This window comes from Streptomyces endocoffeicus, assembly GCF_016741935.1.
Lineage (GTDB): Bacteria > Actinomycetota > Actinomycetes > Streptomycetales > Streptomycetaceae > Streptomyces > Streptomyces endocoffeicus.
In genome coordinates, this window is sequence record NZ_JAERRG010000023.1 from 1 (window position 1) to 20,820 (window position 20,820).

Annotated in this window: 22 protein-coding genes and 1 pseudogene; 17 read left to right on the forward strand and 6 right to left on the reverse strand. The window is 71.2% G+C overall.

Annotated features, from left to right (window positions below):
- The 3 genes from JK364_RS39325 to JK364_RS39335 form a co-directional block, all read left to right on the forward strand.
- The coding region (locus JK364_RS39325) for an FCD domain-containing protein (protein WP_201856204.1) at positions 1-339 on the forward strand (339 nt) is incomplete at its 5' end.
- Between the two features lie 30 nt (positions 340-369).
- Positions 370-600 carry a hypothetical protein gene (locus JK364_RS39330; protein WP_230993196.1) on the forward strand — a complete coding sequence of 77 codons (231 nt, stop codon included), beginning with the start codon at positions 370-372 and terminating at the stop codon, positions 598-600.
- Positions 601-669: 69 nt separating this feature from the next.
- The gene (locus tag JK364_RS39335) at positions 670-999 is read left to right on the forward strand and encodes an L-rhamnose mutarotase (RefSeq protein ID WP_201856205.1); all 330 of its coding nucleotides are present in this window, start codon (positions 670-672) and stop codon (positions 997-999) included.
- Positions 1,000-1,018: 19 nt separating this feature from the next.
- Here the strand turns inward: JK364_RS39335 and JK364_RS39340 are convergent, their stop codons facing one another.
- Both JK364_RS39340 and JK364_RS39345 read right to left on the reverse strand, forming a co-directional pair.
- Positions 1,019-1,861 carry an amidohydrolase family protein gene (locus JK364_RS39340; RefSeq protein ID WP_201856206.1) on the reverse strand — a complete coding sequence of 281 codons (843 nt, stop codon included), beginning with the start codon at positions 1,859-1,861 and terminating at the stop codon, positions 1,019-1,021.
- 61 nt (positions 1,862-1,922) lie between these two features.
- On the reverse strand, positions 1,923-2,930 hold the full coding sequence (locus JK364_RS39345; RefSeq protein ID WP_201856207.1) for an aldo/keto reductase: 1,008 nt from the start codon (positions 2,928-2,930) through the stop codon (positions 1,923-1,925).
- Positions 2,931-3,503: 573 nt separating this feature from the next.
- Here JK364_RS39345 and JK364_RS39350 point away from each other — a divergent pair.
- From JK364_RS39350 to JK364_RS39405, 12 genes and pseudogenes are all read left to right on the forward strand, one after another.
- Positions 3,504-4,379 (forward strand): SIS domain-containing protein, encoded by an 876-nt coding sequence (locus tag JK364_RS39350; RefSeq protein ID WP_201856208.1) that lies wholly within the window; start codon positions 3,504-3,506, stop codon positions 4,377-4,379.
- The gene (locus JK364_RS39355) at positions 4,376-5,296 is read left to right on the forward strand and encodes an ROK family protein (protein WP_307841513.1); all 921 of its coding nucleotides are present in this window, start codon (positions 4,376-4,378) and stop codon (positions 5,294-5,296) included. The genes JK364_RS39350 and JK364_RS39355 overlap by 4 nt, the downstream gene beginning before the upstream one ends.
- Positions 5,297-5,342: 46 nt before the next feature.
- Positions 5,343-6,260, forward strand: coding sequence for a 1-phosphofructokinase family hexose kinase (locus JK364_RS39360; protein WP_201856209.1), 918 nt, complete (start codon positions 5,343-5,345; stop codon positions 6,258-6,260).
- Between the two features lie 10 nt (positions 6,261-6,270).
- Entirely contained in the window at positions 6,271-7,116 is an 846-nt protein-coding gene (locus JK364_RS39365) for a class II fructose-bisphosphate aldolase (RefSeq protein WP_201856210.1), read from the forward strand.
- Positions 7,117-7,255: 139 nt separating this feature from the next.
- Entirely contained in the window at positions 7,256-8,107 is an 852-nt protein-coding gene (locus JK364_RS39370) for a fumarylacetoacetate hydrolase family protein (RefSeq protein WP_201856211.1), read from the forward strand.
- An 11-nt stretch (positions 8,108-8,118) separates the two neighbouring features.
- Positions 8,119-8,340, forward strand: a pseudogene (locus tag JK364_RS39375) (fuconate dehydratase); the annotation flags it as partial.
- Between the two features lie 227 nt (positions 8,341-8,567).
- Complete coding sequence (locus JK364_RS39380; RefSeq protein ID WP_201856212.1) at positions 8,568-9,329, forward strand: SDR family NAD(P)-dependent oxidoreductase; 762 nt, start codon at positions 8,568-8,570, stop codon at positions 9,327-9,329.
- A gap of 136 nt (positions 9,330-9,465) precedes the next feature.
- The gene (locus JK364_RS39385; protein ID WP_201856213.1) at positions 9,466-10,203 is read left to right on the forward strand and encodes a (Fe-S)-binding protein; all 738 of its coding nucleotides are present in this window, start codon (positions 9,466-9,468) and stop codon (positions 10,201-10,203) included.
- Complete coding sequence (locus JK364_RS39390; protein WP_201856214.1) at positions 10,203-11,678, forward strand: LutB/LldF family L-lactate oxidation iron-sulfur protein; 1,476 nt, start codon at positions 10,203-10,205, stop codon at positions 11,676-11,678. The genes JK364_RS39385 and JK364_RS39390 overlap by 1 nt, the downstream gene beginning before the upstream one ends.
- Entirely contained in the window at positions 11,675-12,325 is a 651-nt protein-coding gene (locus JK364_RS39395; RefSeq protein ID WP_201856215.1) for a LutC/YkgG family protein, read from the forward strand. The genes JK364_RS39390 and JK364_RS39395 overlap by 4 nt, the downstream gene beginning before the upstream one ends.
- Before the next feature lie 202 nt (positions 12,326-12,527).
- On the forward strand, positions 12,528-13,430 hold the full coding sequence (locus tag JK364_RS39400) for a DMT family transporter (RefSeq protein WP_201856216.1): 903 nt from the start codon (positions 12,528-12,530) through the stop codon (positions 13,428-13,430).
- 385 nt (positions 13,431-13,815) lie between these two features.
- Positions 13,816-14,859: an enolase C-terminal domain-like protein gene (locus JK364_RS39405; protein WP_201856217.1), complete on the forward strand. Its 1,044-nt coding sequence runs from the start codon at positions 13,816-13,818 to the stop codon at positions 14,857-14,859.
- A 177-nt stretch (positions 14,860-15,036) separates the two neighbouring features.
- Here JK364_RS39405 and JK364_RS39410 read toward each other — a convergent pair whose 3' ends face one another.
- The 4 genes from JK364_RS39410 to JK364_RS39425 form a co-directional block, all read right to left on the reverse strand.
- Positions 15,037-15,411, reverse strand: a complete 375-nt coding sequence (locus JK364_RS39410) for a nuclear transport factor 2 family protein (protein ID WP_201856218.1) — start codon at positions 15,409-15,411, stop codon at positions 15,037-15,039.
- Between the two features lie 52 nt (positions 15,412-15,463).
- The gene (locus JK364_RS39415; RefSeq protein WP_201856219.1) at positions 15,464-16,309 is read right to left on the reverse strand and encodes a DUF1684 domain-containing protein; all 846 of its coding nucleotides are present in this window, start codon (positions 16,307-16,309) and stop codon (positions 15,464-15,466) included.
- Entirely contained in the window at positions 16,306-17,208 is a 903-nt protein-coding gene (locus JK364_RS39420) for a class I SAM-dependent methyltransferase (protein WP_201856220.1), read from the reverse strand. The genes JK364_RS39415 and JK364_RS39420 overlap by 4 nt, the downstream gene beginning before the upstream one ends.
- 118 nt (positions 17,209-17,326) lie before the next feature.
- The gene (locus tag JK364_RS39425; RefSeq protein ID WP_201856221.1) at positions 17,327-17,932 is read right to left on the reverse strand and encodes a helix-turn-helix domain-containing protein; all 606 of its coding nucleotides are present in this window, start codon (positions 17,930-17,932) and stop codon (positions 17,327-17,329) included.
- Positions 17,933-18,024: 92 nt separating this feature from the next.
- Here JK364_RS39425 and JK364_RS39430 point away from each other — a divergent pair, with 92 nt between their 5' ends.
- Complete coding sequence (locus JK364_RS39430; RefSeq protein ID WP_201856222.1) at positions 18,025-19,059, forward strand: NAD(P)/FAD-dependent oxidoreductase; 1,035 nt, start codon at positions 18,025-18,027, stop codon at positions 19,057-19,059.
- A 137-nt stretch (positions 19,060-19,196) separates the two neighbouring features.
- Complete coding sequence (locus tag JK364_RS39435; protein ID WP_201856223.1) at positions 19,197-20,792, forward strand: MFS transporter; 1,596 nt, start codon at positions 19,197-19,199, stop codon at positions 20,790-20,792.
- Positions 20,793-20,820 lie beyond the last annotated feature (28 nt).

A 20,820-nucleotide genomic window follows, 5' to 3' on the forward strand; every position in this document is an offset into this window, starting at 1 on the left:
GCCGAGGCGGCGGAGCAGGGCGACATCGACGCCTTCTCCGCCGCGGACGAGGCCTTCCACCTTGGAATCGCCGCCGCCGCCGGCAACACGTTCTTCGCCTCCACCGTCGACGCGGTGCGCCACCTGCAGCGCCAGGTCACGACCATCGGACTGGCCGGAGTCGCGGGCGGATCCCTGCAAGTGGCCGCCGGACAGCACGAGGCCATCGCCGAAGCGATTGCCTCCGGAGAGCCCAGCCGCGCCGAGGCACTCATGGCCGAGCACATCGACATGACCGCCCAACAGTTCCAACGGGAGATCTGGCGCCGTGTCGTTCCTGGCGACGACACCAACACCTGAATTCCAGGCCCCCGGACCTCAAGGACAGCCGTGCGAATAACCGATGTGACCGTCGAACTGGTCGACCTGCCGGCTCAGCTGTCCTTCCGCCGGCGGGCCGGACTGCCGGGCTCCGAGCCGGCAGCGGTGGGCGGCGTCCTACGTGTCCATACAGACGAGGGCCTGGTGGGCGAGGCCCATGCGAGGCGCGGGCTGATCATCGCCGACCTGGTGCAGGCCCCGACAGCCCCCGGCCTCGGGTTCGGCCGGCCGGGCTGGTGATGGCTCCCCCGCCGGTCCCTCGAGGGGCCGACGGGACCCCCGATCCCCCTCGCACAAGGAGGCGACACCGTGCCCGTCCAACGCTTCGCCGCGGTCATCCGGCTGCGCCCGGAACTGGAAGCCGAGTACCGTGCCCTGCACGCGGCGGCCTGGCCCGAGGTGCTGGCGACCCTCAAGCGCGCCAACATCGGCAACTACTCGATCTTCCTGCGGGACGGCCTGCTGTTCAGCTACCTGGAGTACACCGGCGAGGACTACGCGGCCGACACCGCGCTGATCGCCGAGTGCCCGGTCACCCGCGAGTGGTGGGCCCGCACAGACCCCTGCCAGCAGCCCTTGGAAAGCACCGACGAGGGCCAGTGGTGGGCGTCGGCCGAAGAGGTCTTCCACCTCGACTGACAGGAAGCGGGTGCTGCCGTCACAGGCGGTAGACCCGCGCGGCCGTGCCACCCAGGACCTCGTCCCGCTCGTGTGCCGACAGTTCCTCCAGGAGCTCGCGGGTGGTGGCGACCACCTGACCGTAGTCGGCCGCAAGCGTGCACACCGGCCAGTCCGAGCCGAACATCAGCCGCCGCGGGCCGAAGACCTCCAAGGCCACCGCGACGAACGGCTGCAGGTCCGCGATGCTCCAGGTGTCCCAGTTGGCCTCGGTGACCAGTCCGGAAAGCTTGGCCACGGTGTTGGGAAGCCGCGCCAGGGCGCGCAGGTCATTGGCCCACGTGTCCGGCCGGCGCGGGCGGACCGGCGGCTTGCCCAGGTGATCCAGGACGAAGGTGAGCTCGGGCCGGGCGCGGGCCGCCTCGACCGCGGCCGGCAGCTGCTCCGGGCGCAGCACCAGGTCGTAGGCCAGACCGGCGGATGCGACGGCGGCCAGGCCACGGTCCACCTCGGGGCGCAGCAGCCAGTCCGGGTCGGCCTCGCCCTGCACCTGGTGACGGATGCCGACCAGGTAGTCACCGCCGGGCAGCGCGCGCAGTTCGGCCAGGGCGTCGGTGACCGCGGGGGAGGTCAGGTCGGTCCAGCCGACGACGCCGGCCGCCAGCGGGTCGCCGGTGGCCAGGGCCAGGAACTCGGGCGTCTCCTCGGGCACACAGATCGTCTGGACCAGCACGGTCGCGTCGACGCCGGCGGCCGCGGTCTGCGGGCGCAGGTCGTCGAGCGTGAAGTCGCGTCGCAGCGGCTCGAGTGCGGGACCGTTGAGCCAGTCCTGGTCGCGGACCGACAGGTCCCAGACGTGCTGGTGGGCGTCGATGACGGTCACGGGCGCTTCCCTCGCCGGGAGAGCGTGTCCTTGCCGGGGATGGGCAACGGTGTCGGCTGCATCAGGTGCGTCCTTCGTCGTGGTGACGGGCCGGCAGCGGCGCGTCCCAGGGCAGGAGGCCCTGGGATCGCAGCGCGAGCCACATGTCCGGGGGGATGGGATGGCGGATCATCGCGGCGGCGTCCTCCACCTCGGTGGCGCTGCGCGCCCCGAGCAGGACACCGGCGACCGCGGGATGGCCGAGCGGGAACCGCAGTGCGGCTGCCCGCAGCGGGACCTCGAACGTTTCGCACAGGGCCTTCAGGGCCAAGGCCCGGTCCAGCAGTCGCTGGGAGGCCGGCGCGTAGTCGAACGTCGCGCCCGGCCTGGGATCGGCCAGCAGGCCCGAGTTGAACACCCCGCCGACCAGCACGGACACTCCGCGCCGCGCGGCCTCGGGCAGCAGTGCGGACAGCCCACTCCGGTCGAGCAGGGAGTAGCGGCCGGCCAGCAGGACCACGTCGACGTCGGTGTCGCGGACGAACCGCGCCGGCATCGCGGTCTGGTTCATGCCGACGCCGATCGCGCCGACCGTCCCCTCCGCGCGCATCCGCTCCAGTTCGGGGTAGGCGTGGTCGAAGGCGTCCCGCTCGTGGTCGTCCGGGTCGTGCAGGTAGACGATGTCCACCCGGTCCAGCCCGAGCCGGGTGAGGCTCTCCTCGACGCTGGTGCGCACGCCGCGGGCGCTGAAGTCCCACACCCGCTCGTGGGTGGCCGGAACGGCGAAGCCGTTCGCCAGGTCGTCACCCCGCGGTCCGGAGAGCGGGCGCAGCAGCCGGCCGACCTTGGTGGAGAGCGTGTACTGCTCACGTGGCCGGGTGCGCAGCGCTCCTCCCAGCCGGCGCTCGGACAGACCCAGTCCGTAGTGCGGGGCGGTGTCGAAGCTGCGGATCCCGCGGGCCCAGGCAGCCTCGACGGTGGCGGCCGCGTCATCGTCGCTGATCGCGTGGAACAGGTTGCCGAGGGGAGCGGCACCCAGCGACAGTTCGGTGACCGCGGTGCCGGTGCGCCCGAGTGTTGTGCTTTGCATGGATCCAGGGGTTACCTCTCACTCAGGGCCCGGCCGGACCGGCGGAGACCGCCGTTCATGGTCGCCGGGGCGCGGGTACGGCCGATCGGGCAGGCCCAGCGCAACGTCCTTTAGACCTCTCACCACAGCACAGCCGTGCCAGGACCCTAGGAGTGATGACCGGCAGACGCAAGGACTACATCAGATGCATTCTCCCGCCCAAAGTGACCGGCTCACCGGTATTTACGCAGGCCACCAACCCCTTACCTCACGGCTTGCTGCAATATGAATCAGAAACATTTACCAGAAAGCTTGTTTCACATGGGCGCTGCCGACTAAGGTCTGAGCGTATCCGGGGCCTGATTCATCAGATCCTTGATGGGGCCGGAGCGCCCTCCGTTGGTCGGCGCCGACCCCCGCGGCGCCGACCAACGGCGTCGACGTCGGCCCCCGACTCGGGGCGGCCACCCGTACCCGCCCTCACCGCGCAGTGCTGCGCATATTCCGAGCAGTTTGCTCAAGGTTGCGCCATAAAGCCAGAAATAGATCATTTTCAGTCACTATGTTGCAGGTGCTTTGCGCCGGGAGGCCGTTGTGAGCCATGTGGAACAGGAGATCGCCAGCCAGCCGGAGTGCTGGCGCCGGGCGCTGGAGCTGGCGCCCGGCGGGCTGCCTGAGCGTGGCGAGCGGGTGGCGGTGATCGGCTGTGGCACCTCGCTGTATATCGCGCAGGCGTACGCGTCGCTGCGCGAGGCAGCCGGGCTGGGGGAAACGGACGCCTTCGCCGCCTCCGAGTTCCCGGCCGGCCGCGGTTACGACCGGCTGATGGCGATCAGCCGCTCCGGCACCACGACCGAGGTGCTCGACGCCCTGGGCCGGGCAGCGCCGCGGATGCCCCGGGTGGCGCTCACCGGCGACCTCGCCACCCCGATCACCTCGGCCGCCGACACCGTCGTGGACCTGGAGTTCGCGGACGAGAAGTCGGTGGTGCAGAGCAGGTTCGCCACCACCGCGCTGGCCCTGCTGCGCGGCCGGCTCGGCCTGGCGCCGGCCGACCTGGCCGAGCAGGCCGGGCAGGCGCTGGCCCTGCCGCTGCCCGAAGGGGCGGCGGGCGCCCGGCAGTTCACCTTTCTCGGCGCCGGCTGGACCACCGGCCTGGCCAACGAGGCGGCGCTCAAGCTCCGGGAGGCGTCCGGGAGCTGGACGGAGTCCTACCCGGCGATGGAGTACCGGCACGGCCCGGTCAGCATCACCGCGCCGGACACCGTCGTCTGGTTCTTCGGCGAGCCACCCGCCGGGCTGCCGGACGAGGTGCGGGCGATCGGCGCGCTGACCTCGGTGACCACGCTGGACCCGCTGGCGGACCTGGTCCGAGCACAGCGCCTCGCGGTGGAGATCGCCAAGGTCCGTGGTCTGGACCCTGACCAGCCGCGCAACCTGACCCGCTCGATCGTGCTGAACCGGCCGTGACCGCGACGACGATCGCACTGGACATCGGCGGCACCTACATCAAGGGCGGTGTCGCCGGCCCGGACGGCACCCTGCGGAACACCGAGCGCTGGTCCACCGGCGCCGAGCGCGGGCCGGACGCGGTGCTGGACGCCGTGCTCGCGGCCGCCGCCGAGCTCGCCGAGCGGTGTCGGCCGGCGGCCGCGGGCATCGCGGTGCCGGGGATCGTCGACGAGGCGTCCGGGGTCTCGCTGCTGGCCGCCAATCTGGGCTGGCGGCGGCTGCCGGTCCGCGACTGGTTCGCCAAGGAGCTGGGCATCCCAGTCGCCATCGGGCACGACGTACGGGCCGGCGGCCTGGCCGAGGCCCGGCTCGGCGCCGGACGCGGCAGCCGGAACTTCCTGTTCGTCCCGGTCGGCACCGGGATCGCCGCCGCACTGATGGTCGACGGGCAGGCGCTGGCCGGCAGCCACGCGATGGCCGGCGAACTCGGCCATCTGCCCATGCGATCCGGCGACGAGCCGTGCCCATGCGGCGGCCGGGGCTGCCTGGAGACGGTCGCCTCCGCCGCGGCCATCGCCCGCCGCTACACCGCCGCCACCGGCGAGCCCGGCCGCACGGCGAAGGACGTCGGTGAACGCGCCGCCGCGGGTGACCGAACCGCGGTGGCGGTCTGGCAGGCGGCCATCGAGGCGCTCTCCGACGGCCTCGCCACCGCCATCACCCTGTTCGACCCTGAACGCATCGTGATCGGCGGCGGCCTCGCCCGGGCCGGCGAACCGTACTTCGGACCACTGCGCGCGGCCGTCGCCGAGCGGCTCGCCTTCCGGACCGCCCCCGAGATCGTCCCGGCCGAACTCGGCCACCAGGCCGGCTGCCAGGGCGCCGCGCTGCTCGCCGGGGACCTGCTGGCCGCTCGGAGTGCCCGATGCCGCTGAGCACCACCGCGCCCGCCCCGACCGTTCCGGCCCACCGGAGACCTGAATGATCCTCACCGTCACGCTCAACGCCGCGCTCGACCTCACCTACTGGGTGGACCGGCTGCGCCCGCAGGGCAGCAACCGGGTCCGGACGGTGGTCGAACGGGCCGGCGGCAAGGGCGTCAACGTCTCCCGGGTGCTGCACGCCCTCGGTCATCGGACCGTCGTGACCGGCCTCGCCGGGGGTGCGGTCGGCCGTGCGCTGCGGCGCGACCTCGCCGCCGCCCGGCTGCCCGAACGCCTGCTGCCGATCACCGGCGAGACCCGCCGCACGGTCGCCGTGGCCGACGAGAGCGCCGGCGACACCACGATCCTGCTCGAACCGGGTCCGGTGGTCCGCCCGAAGGAGTGGATCCGCCTGCTCGACCACCTCGACCGGCTGCTGCCGTCCGCCGCCGCCGTCGTGTTCGCGGGCAGCCTGCCACCCGGGCTGCCCGAGGACGCCTACGCCCAGCTCGTCCGCCTCGCCGCCGGTCACCGGGTGCCCGCGGTCGTGGACGCCGACGGCGCGGCCCTGCGCGAGGCGCTGGTGGCCGGGCCGGCCCTGGTCAAACCGAACGCGGACGAGCTCGCCGCCGCCACCGGCACGACCGACCCGGTCGCCGCCGCGGGCGCCCTGCGGGCGGCCGGAGCAGCGGCCGTCGTCGCCTCCCTCGGCGCCGACGGTCTCATCGCGGTCACCCCGCACGGCAGCTGGCAGGCCAGGCCGCCGGAGCGACTGGCCGGCAACCCCACCGGCGCGGGCGACGCCGCGGTGGCGGCGCTCGCCCTCGGCCTGGTCGCCCGCACCCCCTGGCCCGAGCGGCTCGCCGAGGCGGTGGCCCTCTCCGCCGCCGCGGTCGCGGCGCCGCTGGCCGGTGACTTCGACCGCGCCGCCCACGCCGGCCTGCGAGAGCGCGTGGACGTCCGACCCCTGCCCTGAGGAGCCCGTGATGCCCCTGACCGGTACCGGCACCATCGTCACCCCCGCGGCCGATGCCGCGCGCGGAGTCGGCGCGTTCAACGTCATCCAGCTCGAACACGTCCAGGCCATCGTCGCCGGCGCCGAGGCCGCGGGTGCGCCGGTGGTGCTGCAGCTGAGCGAGAACGCCGTCCGCTACCACGGCGCCCTGGCGCCGATAGCCTCGGCGACGCTCGCCGTCGCCCGCGCCGCCGACGTGCCGGTCGCCGTCCATCTCGACCACGCCACCTCGGCCGGTCTGGTCGGCGAGGCCGTCGAACTCGGCTTCTCCTCCGTCATGTTCGACGCCTCCGCCCTCGACTACGACGACAACGTGCGGGCCACCACGGAGGTGGTGGAACACTGCCACGCGGCCGGCGTCTGGGTGGAGGCCGAACTCGGCGAGGTCGGAGGCAAGGACGGTGTGCACTCCCCCGGTGCGCGTACCGACCCGGCCGAGGCCGCCGCCTTCGTCGCCGCCACCGGCGTGGACGCGCTCGCCGTGGCCGTCGGCACCTCGCACGCCATGCTCACCCGCGACGCCGAGCTCGACTTCGAGCTGATCGCCGCACTTCGCGCCGCCGTTCCGGCACCGCTGGTGCTGCACGGCTCCTCCGGCGTCGCCGACGCGCATCTGACCCGGGCGGTCACCCACGGCATAACCAAGATCAACATTGCCACCCACCTCAACCAGGTCTTCACCGCCGCCGTCCGCCAAGCCCTCGCCGACCGGTCGCAGTTGGCCGACACCCGCCGCTACCTCGGCCCCGGCCGCACCGCGATGACCGCCGAAGCCACCCGCCTGCTCGGCGTGCTACGTGCCGCCGCACCACGCTGAGCGCGGTTCAGCCGTACAGCAGCACCGAACGACGTGCCCCTGTCGCCGTGGATCCGGGACGACCTCGCCAACCCGCTGTTCGTCCTCGGCCCGCTGCTCGGTCAGACCATCGCCCCATATCGCCAGGAGGTAGATAGACATGAAGCTCATGCGGATCGGCGCGCCGGGAGCGGAGACTCCGGCCGTCCTCGCCCATGACGGTCGGGTGTACGCGCTGTCGGGTGTGGCTGCGGAGATCGACGGGGCCTTCCTGGCATCGGGCGGGGTCCGGCGGGCGCGGGACGCGCTCGCCCGTGGGGCGTTGCCCGTGCTGGAGGCCGCCGGTCCGCGGATCGGTGCTCCGGTCGCCCGTCCGGGCAAAGTGGTGTGCGTCGGTCTCAACTACCGCGACCACGCGGCGGAGACCGGTGCCGCGGTTCCCGAGCGGCCGGTGGTCTTCATGAAGGATCCCTCCACGGTGGTGGGGCCCTACGACCGGGTGCTGATCCCGCGCGGTTCGGCCAAGACGGACTGGGAGGTCGAGCTCGCGGTGGTCATCGGCCGTGAGGCGCGCTACCTGGCGAGCCCCGCCGAGGCCGCCGGCCACATCGCCGGTTACGCGGTCAGCAACGACGTCTCGGAGCGGGAGTTCCAGCTCGAGTACTCCGCGCAGTGGGATCTGGGCAAGTCCTGCGAGACCTTCAACCCGCTGGGCCCCTGGCTGGTCACGGCGGACGAGGTCGCAGACCCCCAGTCGTTGGGCCTGCGGCTGGCCGTCAACGGCGAGACGCGGCAGGACGGCAACACCAAGAACATGATCTTCGGGGTCGCCTATCTGGTCTGGTACCTGAGCCAGTACATGGTGCTGCGTCCCGGCGACATCATCAACACCGGTACCCCGGCCGGCGTGGCGCTAGGCCTGCCCGGCACCCCGTACCTGCGCGAGGGCGACATGGTCGAGCTGTCCATCGACGGCCTCGGCACCCAGCGGCAGACGTTCAACAACGCGTGAAAGGCACCCAGTTGTCCGCAACCACGGCGCGGATCACCGCCGTCGACACCTACGACATCCGGTTCCCCACCTCGCGGGAGCCGGCCGGGTCCGACGCGATGAACCCGGACCCCGACTTCTCCGCCGCCTGCGTCGTCCTGCGCATGTCGGCGGGCGGGCATGAGGGCTACGGGTTCACGTTCACCATCGGTCGCGGCAACGACGTCCAGGTCGCGGCCATCGACTCGCCGCGACGCGGCTACCCCGCCTACACCATCCCCGGGCCGGCTCGGCTACTCCGACGAGAAGCTCACCCCGTCGCCATTGACGTCCTCCAGCTGGACTCGGCCCGGGTGGCCGACGTCAACGAGGACCTGACCATCCCGCTGCCCGCCGCCAAGTTCGGCGTTCCGGTCTGCCCGCACGCGGGAGGCGTGGGCCTGGCCGCCACGGGGTCCCGGACCCGCCCGGAGGCGCGAGCATGACCACTGATCTCCACGGCCTCACCGCCCTGGTCACCGGCGGTGCCTCCGGCATCGGCCTGGCCACCGCTCAACTGCTCAGCGAGCGCGGGGCGGATATCGCCGTCCTCGACCTCGACCCCAGCGGTGCCCCCGCCCCGCTGCGCGCCTTCACCGCCGACGTCGCCGACGACCTCTCCGTCCGCTCGGCCGTCGAGGGGGCGGCCGAGACGCTCGGCGGCATCGACATCCTGGTCAACAACGCAGGCATCGGGGCCGCCGGAACGGTCGAGGACAACCCGGACGAGCAATGGCACCGCGTCCTGGACGTCAACGTCCTGGGGATCGTCCGCACCACCCGAGCCGCACTGCCGTACCTTCGCCGGTCGGCCCACGCCTCGGTCGTCAACACCTGCTCCATCGCCGCCACCGCCGGCCTGCCGCAGCGCGCGCTGTACTCGGCCAGCAAGGGCGCCGTCCTCTCACTCACCCTGGCCATGGCCGCCGACCATGTCCGCGAGGGCATCCGGGTCAACTGCGTCAACCCCGGCACCGTCGACACCCCGTGGGTCGGGCGGCTGCTCGACGCCGCCGCGGACCCGGCCGCCGAACGCGCCGCGCTCAGCGGCCGGCAGCCCACCGGACGGCTGGTCACCGGCCGGGAGGTGGCCGCCGCCATCGCCCACCTCGCCTCACCCGCCGCCGGCAGCACCACCGGCACCGCCCTCGCGGTCGACGGCGGCATGGCGGGCCTGCGCCTGCGACCGGAGCCGAAGTCATGAGCCTGCGTCACAGACCGCTCGGCCACAGCACGGTGCGGGCCGCGTCCATCACCGCCTCCCGGACACGCTGTGGGCGGAACTCAAGGAACGCGGGCTGCTCCCCGTCGACGTCCCGACCCTTCAGGGAGGCGGGCTGATGCGCATAGCCCTGTTCATCACCTGTTTCAATGACACCATGTTCCCCGGCACCGGCCGGGCCGTGGTCACCGTGCTCGAACGCCTCGGCCACGCTGTGGAGTTCCCGCAGGAACAGACCTGCTGTGGACAGATGCACTTCAACACCGGCTACCGCCCGGACACCGTCCCACTGGTCGCCCGCTTCGCGCGGACCTTCGCCGACTACGACGCCGTGGTCACCCCGTCCGCCTCGTGCGCCGGCATGATCCGCGAGAACCACCCCGTGCTGGCCCAGGACCACGGCCCCAGCGAACTCCACCGGCGGGTCGACGACCTGGTGCCCCGCGTGTACGAGTTCACCGAGTTCCTCACCGACGTCCTCGGCACAACCGATGTCGGCGCCCGCTTCCCCCACCGTGTCACCTACCACCCCACGTGCCACTCCCTGCGCGGGCTGCGTCTCGGTGACCGGCCGCTGCGACTGCTGCGCACCGTCCAGGACATCGACCTGGTCGGCCTCCCGTCCGCCGACTCCTGCTGCGGATTCGGCGGCACCTTCGCCGTCAAGAACGCCGAGACGTCCAGCGCGATGCTCGCCGACAAAACTCAAGGAGTCCTGGACAGCGGCGCCGAGATCCTGTGCGCCGCCGACAACTCCTGCCTGATGCACATCGGCGGCGGTCTGTCCCGGCAGGGCAGCACCGTACGGACCATGCACCTGGCCGAGATCCTCGCCGCTGCCGAAGGAGCCGCGTGATGAGCAACCACGGTGACCGCGGCGTCGTCTGGCTCGGCTCCCCCACCTTCCCCGAAGCGGCCAGAAGCGCGCTCAAGAACACCCAGCTGCGCGGCAACCTGAAGCGGGCCACCTCCACGATCCGCGACAAGCGCCTCGCCGTCTCCGCCGAGCTCGACGACTGGGAGGCGCTGCGCGAGTCGGCCGCCGCGATCAAGAGACGCACCTCGCGCCATCTCGAGCACTATCTGGTCCAGTTGGAGCAGTCCGTCACCGCGGCGGGCGGCACCGTGCACTGGGCAGCCGACGCGGCCGAGGCCAACCGCATCGTCACCGAGCTGGTGCGGGCCACCGGCGAGCGGGAGGTCGTGAAGGTCAAGTCCATGGCGACCCAGGAGATCGGCCTCAACGAGCACCTCGCCGAAGCGGGAATCACCGCCTACGAGACCGACCTCGCCGAACTCATCGTCCAGCTCGGCGCCGACCGGCCCTCCCACATCCTCGTCCCGGCGATCCACAAGAACCGCACCGAGATCCGCGACCTGTTCGCCGCCGAGATGGGGAACTGGGGGCAGTCGGCTCCCGACGGCCTCGGCGACGAGCCGGCCGAACTCGCCGAGGCGGCCCGCCGCCACCTTCGAGAGAAGTTCCTCACCACCAAGGTCGCCGTCTCCGGAGCCAACTTCGCCGTCGCCGACACCGGCACCGTCGTCGTGGTGGAATCCGAGGGCAACGGCCGGATGTGTCTCACCCTCCCGTCCACCCTGATCACCGTCATGGGCATCGAGAAGGTCGTCCCCACCTGGTCCGACCTCGAGGTGTTCCTGCAGCTACTGCCCCGCTCCTCCACCGGCGAGCGGATGAACCCCTATACCTCCGCCTGGACCGGCACCCACGACGGCGAGGGGCCGCAGGAGTTCCACCTGGTGCTGCTCGACAATGGCCGCACCGACACCCTCGCCGACACCGTCGGCCGCCAAGCCCTCGCCTGCATCCGCTGCTCGGCCTGCCTCAACGTCTGCCCGGTCTTCGAACGGACCGGCGGCCATGCCTACGGCTCGGTCTACCCCGGGCCGATCGGCGCGGTGCTGACCCCGCAGCTGGTAGGGGTGGAGAACGCCGCCTCCCTGCCGTTCGCCTCCACCCTGTGCGGGGCCTGCTACGACGCCTGTCCCGTGAAGATCAACATTCCGGAGGTGCTGGCCCACCTGCGGGCCGAGGCCGTCGAGGCCAAGCGGGCCGCCAAGCGCCTGCCCACCGCCGAGGCGGTGGCGATGAAGGCCGCCGCCACCGTCCTGGACTCCCCACAGCTGCTCGCCGCCGCACAGAAGGCAGCAAGCGTCGGCGGCCGCGTCCTCGCCCGGCGCGGACGCATCCGCCGACTGCCCGGCCCGCTGCACGGCTGGTCCGACACCCGCGACACCCCCGCGCCGCCCGCGGAGTCCTTCCGCACGTGGTGGCGCAAGAACAAGGAAGGGGAGCAAGGGGAGCGATGAGCAGCCGCGAGGCCATCCTCGGCCGAATCCGGGCCGCACTCGTCGATGTCCCGGCCGACGAGACCCCGGACGACGTACCCGTGCCCCGGGCGTACCGCAGGTCACATGTGGAACCTGGGCAGGACCCGGTGGCGCTCTTCGCCGAACGGGTCGCCGACTACCGCGCCACCGTCACCCGCACCGACCAGGCCGGACTGACCGATGCCATCGCCGCCACCCTCTTCGGGCGCGGTGTCCGCCAACTGGCCCTGCCGGGCGCGTTCCCCGTCGCGCTGCCGGCTTCCGCCTCTTGGGAGTGGCACACGGAACCGCTGGACATCCCCGCCCTGGACGCCCTGGACGGCAGCATCACCCTTGCCGCCGCGGGCATCGCCGTTACCGGGACCATCGTCCTCGACACCGGCCCCGGCCAAGGCCGGCGCGCCCTCACCCTCGTCCCCGACTACCACCTGTGCGTCGTACGCGCCGAGCAGATCGCCGACGACGTCCCCGACGCCCTCGCGCGCCTCGACCCGACCCGGCCGCTCACCTTCATCTCCGGGCCCTCGGCCACCAGCGACATCGAACTCGACCGGGTGGAGGGCGTGCACGGACCCCGCACCCTGGACGTCATCATCGTCGACCCCAACCACCCGGAGAAGCCATGAAGATCGCCCTGCACACCCGCGTCCGCGAAATTTCCGCAAGCCTGATCAGTTCAGGTGCTGGATTCACCTGGTCCCGCATCAGCCTGCGTCGGCCGTACCCGGAGTTGAGATGCCATCGGGAAGGCACGTGACAAACGAACCAGCATCACTTGGGCGTCGCCGAGGTCGGAAAGGGAATCGGAGGAGGAGCGCAACGCTGTCCGTGGCACTGGTGGTGCTGCTCGCCGCTACCTGGCTGCTGTCCGGGGCGCTCGTCGCCACTACCGATCCACTCGCTGTCGCCGCGGGCCGAGCAACCACCAGCTTCCTTGGGCTGTTGATGGTCGCCGCCGCGCGCACGGCGACGAGACGCCCGGCCCTCGATGTGATGAAACACGGACGACGTGCGGCAATGGCATTGGGCTCCCTCGGTGTTTTCGGCTACTCCGTGGCCTCCATCTGGGCGATCCGGCTCGTCGGCGCGACGACCACCAATGTGGTCCTCGCTTTGCTGCCCTGCGCCACATTCCTGCTGGGCGCGGTCCTGTTCCGGCAGCGGCCCGGACGGGTTGCCCTCGCGGGGACATGCCTGGCGGTCACCGCCGCGGTGGCATATGGCTTCCTCGACAGCGGAAGGGGCCTCGGCATTCGCGGCGACGCCTCCGGCGGCCGCACGGTGCTCGGCGTGCTCACCGCGCTCGCGGCGGTGGGCTGCATGGCCCTGTATGCGCACTACTACAACCGACTCGCCGCCGGCAGCTCTTCCCTCGTGACACTACCCGCGGTCTTCGGCGCCGGAGCGCTGATGCTCCTGCTGCCGGCACTCACCCTGAACTCATTCGGGCAGGTCACACCCGCACAGTGGGGCGGACTACTGTTGCTGGGCTGCGGGATCTACGTGCCTGCTTACATCATCCAGCACGAACTTCTCCTTCGCCGAGGTCCGCTGTTCACCACCAGCATGGCGCTGACGGTCCCCTTCGTCGTGCGAGTGTGCACCTGGGGAATCGGCCAAGCGGGGCCGCCAAGTCCATTCGTACTCGGCCTGCTTATCGCCTGCTGCATCGGCGTACGCCTCACCCTGGCCCAGCCGAGGGGGCTCCAGGCGAGGACGCCGAGGCCCTGATCCGGCCCGAGGGGCATCAGCGACGGCAAGCGGCCGGCCGAGCACCAGAACGGCGAGCTGAAAGGGGCATAGATCCGATACATGCCGCATCCATATCGCCGGTCCGCACGGAGATTCCCTGGCGAAGCCTCACCCGCACAAGGGCTCAACCTCCGTTCACCCGGGACGACTCCCCCTGGAGGAGACGCCGACCGTGACGGGCAGCCTGGGGGTGCCGGATTCTGGCGTCAAAGGGTTTGGATGTGATTCACTGAGCCGAAATTGCTGCATGTATATGAAACATACGCCCGTGCCCAGGTCAGGGCACGCCGTACAGCAATCGCACAAGGGGGAACCCGCGCACACCTGGTCTCCCTCCCCGGACCTCCAGCCGTGAAGGACATCCATGCGAATCACCGATGTGACTGTGGAATTGGTCGATCTGCCCGCCCAGCCGCCCTTCCGGTGGCGGACCGGGCTGCCCGGCTCAGAGCCCGCGGTGGTGGGCGGGGTCCTGCGCGTCCACACCGACGAGGGTCTCGTGGGCGAGGCGCACACGAGGCGCGGGCTGATCGCCTCCGACCTGGTCGACCGTCGCATCCATGCGGATCTGACCGGCCGTGACCCGCTGATGCGCGAGCTGTTGTGGCAGCGGCTGTGGGAGCTGGACCGCATCGAGGAGCTGCCGATCTATGCCCTCGGCCTGGTCGACGTGGCGTTGTGGGACCTGGCGGGCAAGGCGGCCGGGCTGCCGGTGCACCGGCTGCTGGGCGGGTATCGCGAGGCCGTTCCCGCCTACGCGAGCACGGTCACCTTCGGCAGTGTCGAGGAGTACCTCGATGTGGCCGACCAGTGCCTGGAGCTGGGGTACCGCGGCATCAAGCTGCACGGCTGGGGCGATGTGAAGGCGGACGCGGAGCTGTGCCAGAAGCTGCGGGCACACGTCGGCGACGACATCGACCTGATGTACGACGGCTCGGCCGGGTTCGACCTCGCGGACTCGGTGCGTCTCGGCCGCGCTCTCGGCGAAGCCGACTACCTGTGGTACGAGGAGCCGATGCGCGAGTTCAGTGTGACCTCCTACCGCTGGTTGGCCGCGCAGGTCACCGTTCCCCTGCTGGTCGCGGAGACCTCCGACGGCGCGCACTTCAACGCCGGCGACTTCATCATGGCGGGCGCGGCGGGCCGGGTCCGTACCAGCGCGCAGTACAAGGGTGGGATCACCGGGGCCCTGCGGATCGCGCACCTCGCCGACAGCTACCAGCTGCGGGCCGAGGTGCACGGCAGCGGCGTGGTCAACGCCCATCTGTGCATGGCGATACCGAACACCACGTACTACGAGTCCCTGGTGTACACCAATCCCGTGGTGCGCGAGCCCTCGGTGGGTGCCGACGGCCTTGTCCAGGCTCCGACGGCACCCGGCATCGGATTCGACCAGCCGGGCTGGTGACGAGGTCGGCGGTGCCTTTCACAGCCGTCGAGAAGGGGGCGGGCGCGGGCGCGCCACGCCCTTCTCGACGTCAAGCCGCATGCCTGGTCCGCGGCCCAGGTGTCCCGCTCACGAGGGCCGAACGGCGCATCGGCTTCCGTGGCGCGGTGACGACGGTGGACGGAGACTTTCGCCGTCTCAGCTGTCTTGGCCGACGGGGATGAAGTTCGCGTATTCCTCGATGCGGGTGATCAGCCCCTTGTCGTCGAAGCGGAAGTACACCGCGGCGTGTACCTCGCCGCGCATGCCGTTCTTGGTGGCCACGTGCACGACGTGCTGCTGAAGAACTTCTCCGCGCTGGGAGAGCTGACGGGTGATGTCGTAGCGCATCGACTCGATGGCGTCGACCTGCCCTTCCATCCCCTCGATGTTCTCCTCGATGCTCTGCTCGCCCTTGCCGTCGTTGTGCCAGACGGCGGCCGTCTCTGCGCACAGGGCGCGGGCGCGCTTCCAGTCGCGCGACTCGAGGGCATGGAGGTAGGCGACGGCCTTGTCCTTGAGGTCCTGGCTCATGCTGGTCTTCTTCCTGTACGGATGGGGTGTGGCAGGGGCGGGGCGGGCCGAGTCAGCTTGGGTTGGTGGTGGCGTGTATCAGGGCGCGCTCGCCGACCTCGATGCGCATCGGCAGGTGGTTGCCGGGCGGCGCAAGGGGGCAGACGAACACCTCCGGGTTCAGGTGGTGATAGGAGAGCGCGGCCTGGTTGAAGTCGACGGTCAGCGTGCTGCCGGGCTCCAGGAGGGGCAGTACGAGCCAGCGGCCGATCTCCGGGGTCTGGTCCCCGTTGGTCTCGTCGGTGAAGATCACCAGCCGGTGGCCGGGGAATTCCTGGAGGACGGCCAGGACGTATTCGGTGCCGCCGATGGTCACGACCAGGTCGACGGGGGCAAGGATGGCCTCGGTACCGCGTGGGACGGTCAGCCGGGGCACCTCGATGCGGCGCCCTTCAGGAGCGGCGCGGTACTGGCCCCCGAACACCCAGGCGGGGTCGTAGGGGAAGGTGTCGATGCCGCTGAGGCCGGTGCGCTCGACGCGGCCCTGGTCCATGACGACCAGGCCGTAGGAGCCGTCCGCGCCGCCGGCGAAGCCGACCATATGGTGGGGGAACCGAAACGAGCTGCCGGAGGGCACTTCCACCGTGCCGTCGACCGCCGCTCCGCCGATCAGCACACCGTCGGCAGCCTTGACCGTCACGGTCAGGGCGCCTGATTCGGTGGTGCGCCACTCGCCGGGGATGCGGGGGAAGGTGTGGGGGCCCGGGTCGTTGATCTTGGCGTTGGCGACGACGTTGGCCTTGCCGTTCGCTCCGGCGATCTCCTCCCACCGGCCCTGACGCCAGGCTTCGTAGTCGGCGGGCACGCCGTTCACGGCGTCGGCCGTCTGCCGGTTGGAGGGGGTCTGAGGTGTGGTCATGAAGGTGTTCCCTGTCCTCCGCGCCGCGCCATGGGGGCGCGGCGGGCTGCCCAGACGGTGCGCTCGGTGCGTACGGCGAGGTCGTCGCGGCGCAGGATGCTGTGCGGGCTGTCGGTGTCGAGTAGCTCGTCGAGTGCGGCGAGGTCTTCTGGGCTGAGCGCTGGTGCGGCGGCGCCGCGGATGCGCTGCAGGCTGCCGTGGGCGTAGCGGCCGATGGCTTCGCCGCGGTCGCCTTCGATGTTCACGGTGATGGTGCGCTCGGCTTCGACGGTGAATCCGGCGGCGGACAGCATCGGTCCCCAGTCGGCCCCGCGGTGCGGGACGTGCTCGGCGTGGAAGCTGTCGGTCGCCCTGTGGCAGCGTTCTTCGAGACCGGGCCGATCGCCGGGGGCGTCGGCGGGCAGGAAGCGGGGGAAGCCGTCCAGCTCGACGACGGCGAACAGGCCGCCCGGGGCGAGCAGGTCGTGGACGCTGGTCAGGGCGCGCTCGGGGTGGGCCATGTGGTGCATCGAGGCCGAGGCCCACACCAGGTCCGGCGTACCGAGATCGGGCCAGTCAGCAGCGTCGAGGTCGGCCTGCACGGTGCGCACGCGCTCCTCCACTCCACGGGCGCACGCCTTCTCGCGCAGGTGCTGCAGGTGCCCGGCCGAGGTGTCGACGGCGGTGACGTGCGCCTCGGGGAAACGCTCGAGGAGTGCGAAGGTGCCCGCCCCCGTGCCGCAGCCCAGATCCACGATCTGGCGCGGCTCGGCCTTCAACGGCAGCCAGGCGGTGATGAACGCGATGTGTTCGGCGAGTACCTCGGCATCCAGGTCAAGGATCTCCGCCTGGCCGCCATCATCGTGCGCCTGGTGGTGGCCGCCTTCGCCGTGGGGGGTGTGCTGGTGCGCTTGGGTCATGGCGACACCGTAAGACGCCTATGCGCTTACGGCACAGCTGCTTGCTGTTTACGCAAGGAGGTCGCTTCGCCCGCTGCCCATCACGCAAGATCCCGCCCGCGCCGGGCCTCCGACACCGTCACTCACCGGGAGTCCGAGCGTCGCCGTAGTCGCCGGTCTCGGCGGCATCGCGTTGGTGGCCTCGGCGGGCGTCGCGGTCGAAGATGCCCATGATCTCGCACGGCCCGCCCTCGGTGCCGATCGCGTGGGGCATCATGGTGGGGAACTCGGCGGCCTGGTTGGCCTCGATGCGGTATCGGCGGTGGCCGAGCATGAGGATGGCGGTGCCGGACAGGACCACAAGCCATTCGCGGCCAGGGTGGGCGCGCATGCGGGCAGGGTTGTCGGGCGGTGGTTCGGTCATGCGCTGACGCATCACGCTCATGCCGGGGTCACCCTTGATGGGCCAGCGCATCAGACCGTGGGTGCCGTCGATCATCGGGCTGATGACGACATCGTCGGCGGCGTTCTCCACCAGCTGGTCCAGGGTGGTGCCAAGGGCGCGGGCGAGGGTGACGAGCTGGTCCAGGGTGAGGCGGCGCCGGCCGTTCTCGATGCGGCTGAGCGAGGACTGGCTGAGGTTGGCGCGGCTGGCCAGCTCTTCCAGGGACCAGCCCTGGGCGACCCGCAGGGCGCGGATCCGTTTGCGTACGAGGCCGTCCAGCTGGCCATCTTCTTGCGTCATAGGCAACATGCTATGCCCTATCCGCAATGCGGGCTTAACGTCCAGTGCAGGTGGTCCGGGCACAGGGGCCACGCACGACGAAAGGGCGCGACATGTCTGCGCGGACTTCCCGCAACGAGTGCGACGAGAGCGACGAGAGCGACGAACTGCCCGTTGAGACCGTGGATGTGGTGGTGATCGGCGGCGGCGCCGCGGGCCTGAACGGGGCCCTGATGCTGGCCCGCTCGCGCCGCTCGGTCGTCGTGATCGACAGCGGCACCCCGCGCAACGCCCCGGCCGCAGCCGTGCACGGCTTCATCGTCCTGGACGGCACGCCGCCGCCCGAGATCCTCAAGTCCGGACGGCAACAGGTACGCCAGTACGGTGGCCGGATCGTGTTCGGCGAGGTGGCCTCGGCCGAACCGGCAGCCCCGTCTCCCGAGGGTGACCCGCGGTTCACCGTCGGCCTGGCGGATGGCCGCACGGTGACCGCGCGCCGGGTGCTGGTGGCCACCGGCCTGCGTGACGTGCTGCCCGAGGTGCCCGGCCTGGCCGAGCACTGGGGCCACAGCGTGGTGCACTGCCCCTACTGCCACGGCTGGGAAGTACGCGATGAGCCGATCGGCATCCTCGCCACCGGTCCCGCCTCGGTCCACCACGCCTGGCTGTTCCGCCAGCTGACCGACGACCTCATCTACTTCACCGGCGGCACCGAGCTGGACGCGGACACCCGCGCCCGCTTCGCCGCCCGCCACATCCGCGTCATCGAGTCCCCCGTGCGGGAAGTCGTCAACGACGAGGGCGGCGCCCTGGCAGGCGTGCGCCTGACGGATGGCGGCTTCGTGGAGCGGCGCGTCCTGGCCGTCGCCACCCAGATGCAGGCCCGCACGGAGGGCTTGGAGGGGCTGAAGCTGCCGATGGAGGACCTGCCCGACAACATGGGTCGCCGCTTCGCCTCCGCCATGGCCGGCACCACCGAGATCCCGGGCGTCTGGGTGGCGGGCAACGCCACCGATCTGACCGCGCAGGTCGGCGCCTCCGCCGCAGCCGGAGCCCTGGCCGGCTCCCACATCAACGCCCTCCTGGCCGCCGCGGACACCGACGCGGCCCTCGCTGCCGCACGGAGCGAGAACACCACCGCCGCCTAGACCCCGGCCTCCGCCGCTGAACCGCGCGGCCGCACCCAACGGTCCGCGCGGTGAGCGAGTACGGGCCTTCACCTCATCGAATTCGGCGACCGGCCCTGCTCCGGCGCTGATCCCGCATGCCCTTTCGGAAGGAAAACATGAGTACGAACCAGCCTCCCCAGGCGGCGCCGGCAACGAGCGGCGAGGCTACACCGGATGCGCGTCAGCTGCGCACGATCCTGATCGCCGTCTCCATCGCGCTGATGGCCGTCATCGCGTCGGTGTCCGGGCTGAACGTCGCCCAGACCCACATGGCTGTGGAGTTCGGTGCCTCGCAGAACACCGTTCTGTGGATCATCAATATCTACACCCTGGCCCTGGCCGCGCTGCTGCTGCCGCTCGGCGCCGTCGGTGACCGGCTGGGCCGTAAGCCCATGCTGATCACCGGTCTGACCGTCTTCGGTGCCGCCAACATCGTCGCGGGGCTGGCTCCGTCGGCCGGGGTGATGATCGCCGCGCGTGTGGCCGCCGGTGTGAGCGCTGCGATGATCATGCCGATCACGCTGGCCGTCATCACGAGTACGTTCCCCGAGGAGCAGCGGGGCAAGGCGATCGGTGTGTGGACCGGTGTCGCCGGGGGCGGCGGCATCCTGGGCATGTTCCTGTCCGCGCTGCTGGTCGATGTCGCCGACTGGCGCTGGCTGTTCGTCCTGCCCGTGGTCCTGGTCTCCGTAGCTCTGGCGATGACGCTGAAGTCGGTCCCCAACTCCCGTGAGCACTCAGCTCATTCCTTCGACACCACGGGCGCCTTGCTGTCCGCCGTCGCCGTGATCGGTCTGATCTTTGTTCTGCAGGAAGGCCCCGAGCGCGGCTGGACCGCCCCGGTGACTCTGATCAGCCTGATCGTCGGTGTCATCGCCTCCGTCGCGTTCGTGGCCTGGGAGCTGCACCGCCGCGATGCCTCCCTGCTGGACGTGCGCCTGTTCCGGGAGCGCGGCCTGGCCGGCGGCTCCATCACGCTGCTGGTCGTCTTCGGGGTCCAGGCGGGTATCGCCGTGGTCCTCTTCCCGTTCTTCCAGGCGGTCCTGGGCTGGTCCGGGCTGCTGTCCACCGTGGCGATGATGCCGATGGCCGTCATGATGATGATGACGTCCGGCCTGGCCCCCAAGATGGCCGCACGGGTCGGCGCCCGCTCCACCATGACCGTGGGCGTCGCCCTGGCCGCCCTCGGCCTGGCATTGATGGCTCTCTTCGTCTCCGTCGACGGCGGATACCTCTCCATCCTGGCCGGCATGATCGCCATGGGCGTCGGTATGGGTCTGTCGATGACGCCCTCCACCGAGGCCATCACCAGCTCGCTGCCCCGCGCCAAGCAGGGCGTTGCCTCCGCCCTCAACGACGTCACCCGCGAGTTCGGCACCGCGCTCGGTGTCGCCCTGCTCGGCGCGCTTCTCTCCGCCGGCTACCGCGGCGCCATCGACGACAAGCTCGACGGCGTCCCCCAGGGGGCCGCGGACACCGCACGCGAAGGCATCGCCAACGCCGTCGAGGTAGCACCCGGCACCGGCACACACTCCCAGGACCTGATCCGCGCCGCGCAGCAGTCCTTCGTGGATGGATGGCAGCAGGCCATGTGGGCAGGCGCCGCCGTCATGGGCGTGCTGCTCGTCTACATCGCTCTTCGCGGCCCGAAGGACTCAGCCCCCGCCGTCGCGGACGAGACGGAGACCACAGAGACCGTCGCCGCCCGCTGACCGCGTAACAACTGGGCGGATCATCAGG

Bases quoted from the DNA above. Each gene is read 5' to 3' on its own strand.
- JK364_RS39345 (WP_201856207.1), bottom strand. From the start codon at position 2,930: ATGCAAAGCACAACACTCGGGCGCACCGGCACCGCGGTCACCGAACTG.
- JK364_RS39360 (WP_201856209.1), top strand. From the start codon at position 5,343: ATGATCCTCACCGTCACGCTCAACGCCGCGCTCGACCTCACCTACTGG.
- JK364_RS39365 (WP_201856210.1), top strand. From the start codon at position 6,271: ATGCCCCTGACCGGTACCGGCACCATCGTCACCCCCGCGGCCGATGCC.
- JK364_RS39370 (WP_201856211.1), top strand. From the start codon at position 7,256: ATGAAGCTCATGCGGATCGGCGCGCCGGGAGCGGAGACTCCGGCCGTC.
- JK364_RS39380 (WP_201856212.1), top strand. From the start codon at position 8,568: ATGACCACTGATCTCCACGGCCTCACCGCCCTGGTCACCGGCGGTGCC.
- JK364_RS39385 (WP_201856213.1), top strand. From the start codon at position 9,466: ATGCGCATAGCCCTGTTCATCACCTGTTTCAATGACACCATGTTCCCC.
- JK364_RS39390 (WP_201856214.1), top strand. From the start codon at position 10,203: ATGAGCAACCACGGTGACCGCGGCGTCGTCTGGCTCGGCTCCCCCACC.
- JK364_RS39395 (WP_201856215.1), top strand. From the start codon at position 11,675: ATGAGCAGCCGCGAGGCCATCCTCGGCCGAATCCGGGCCGCACTCGTC.
- JK364_RS39405 (WP_201856217.1), top strand. From the start codon at position 13,816: ATGCGAATCACCGATGTGACTGTGGAATTGGTCGATCTGCCCGCCCAG.
- JK364_RS39410 (WP_201856218.1), bottom strand. From the start codon at position 15,411: ATGAGCCAGGACCTCAAGGACAAGGCCGTCGCCTACCTCCATGCCCTC.
- JK364_RS39415 (WP_201856219.1), bottom strand. From the start codon at position 16,309: ATGACCACACCTCAGACCCCCTCCAACCGGCAGACGGCCGACGCCGTG.
- JK364_RS39420 (WP_201856220.1), bottom strand. From the start codon at position 17,208: ATGACCCAAGCGCACCAGCACACCCCCCACGGCGAAGGCGGCCACCAC.
- JK364_RS39425 (WP_201856221.1), bottom strand. From the start codon at position 17,932: ATGACGCAAGAAGATGGCCAGCTGGACGGCCTCGTACGCAAACGGATC.
- JK364_RS39430 (WP_201856222.1), top strand. From the start codon at position 18,025: ATGTCTGCGCGGACTTCCCGCAACGAGTGCGACGAGAGCGACGAGAGC.
- JK364_RS39435 (WP_201856223.1), top strand. From the start codon at position 19,197: ATGAGTACGAACCAGCCTCCCCAGGCGGCGCCGGCAACGAGCGGCGAG.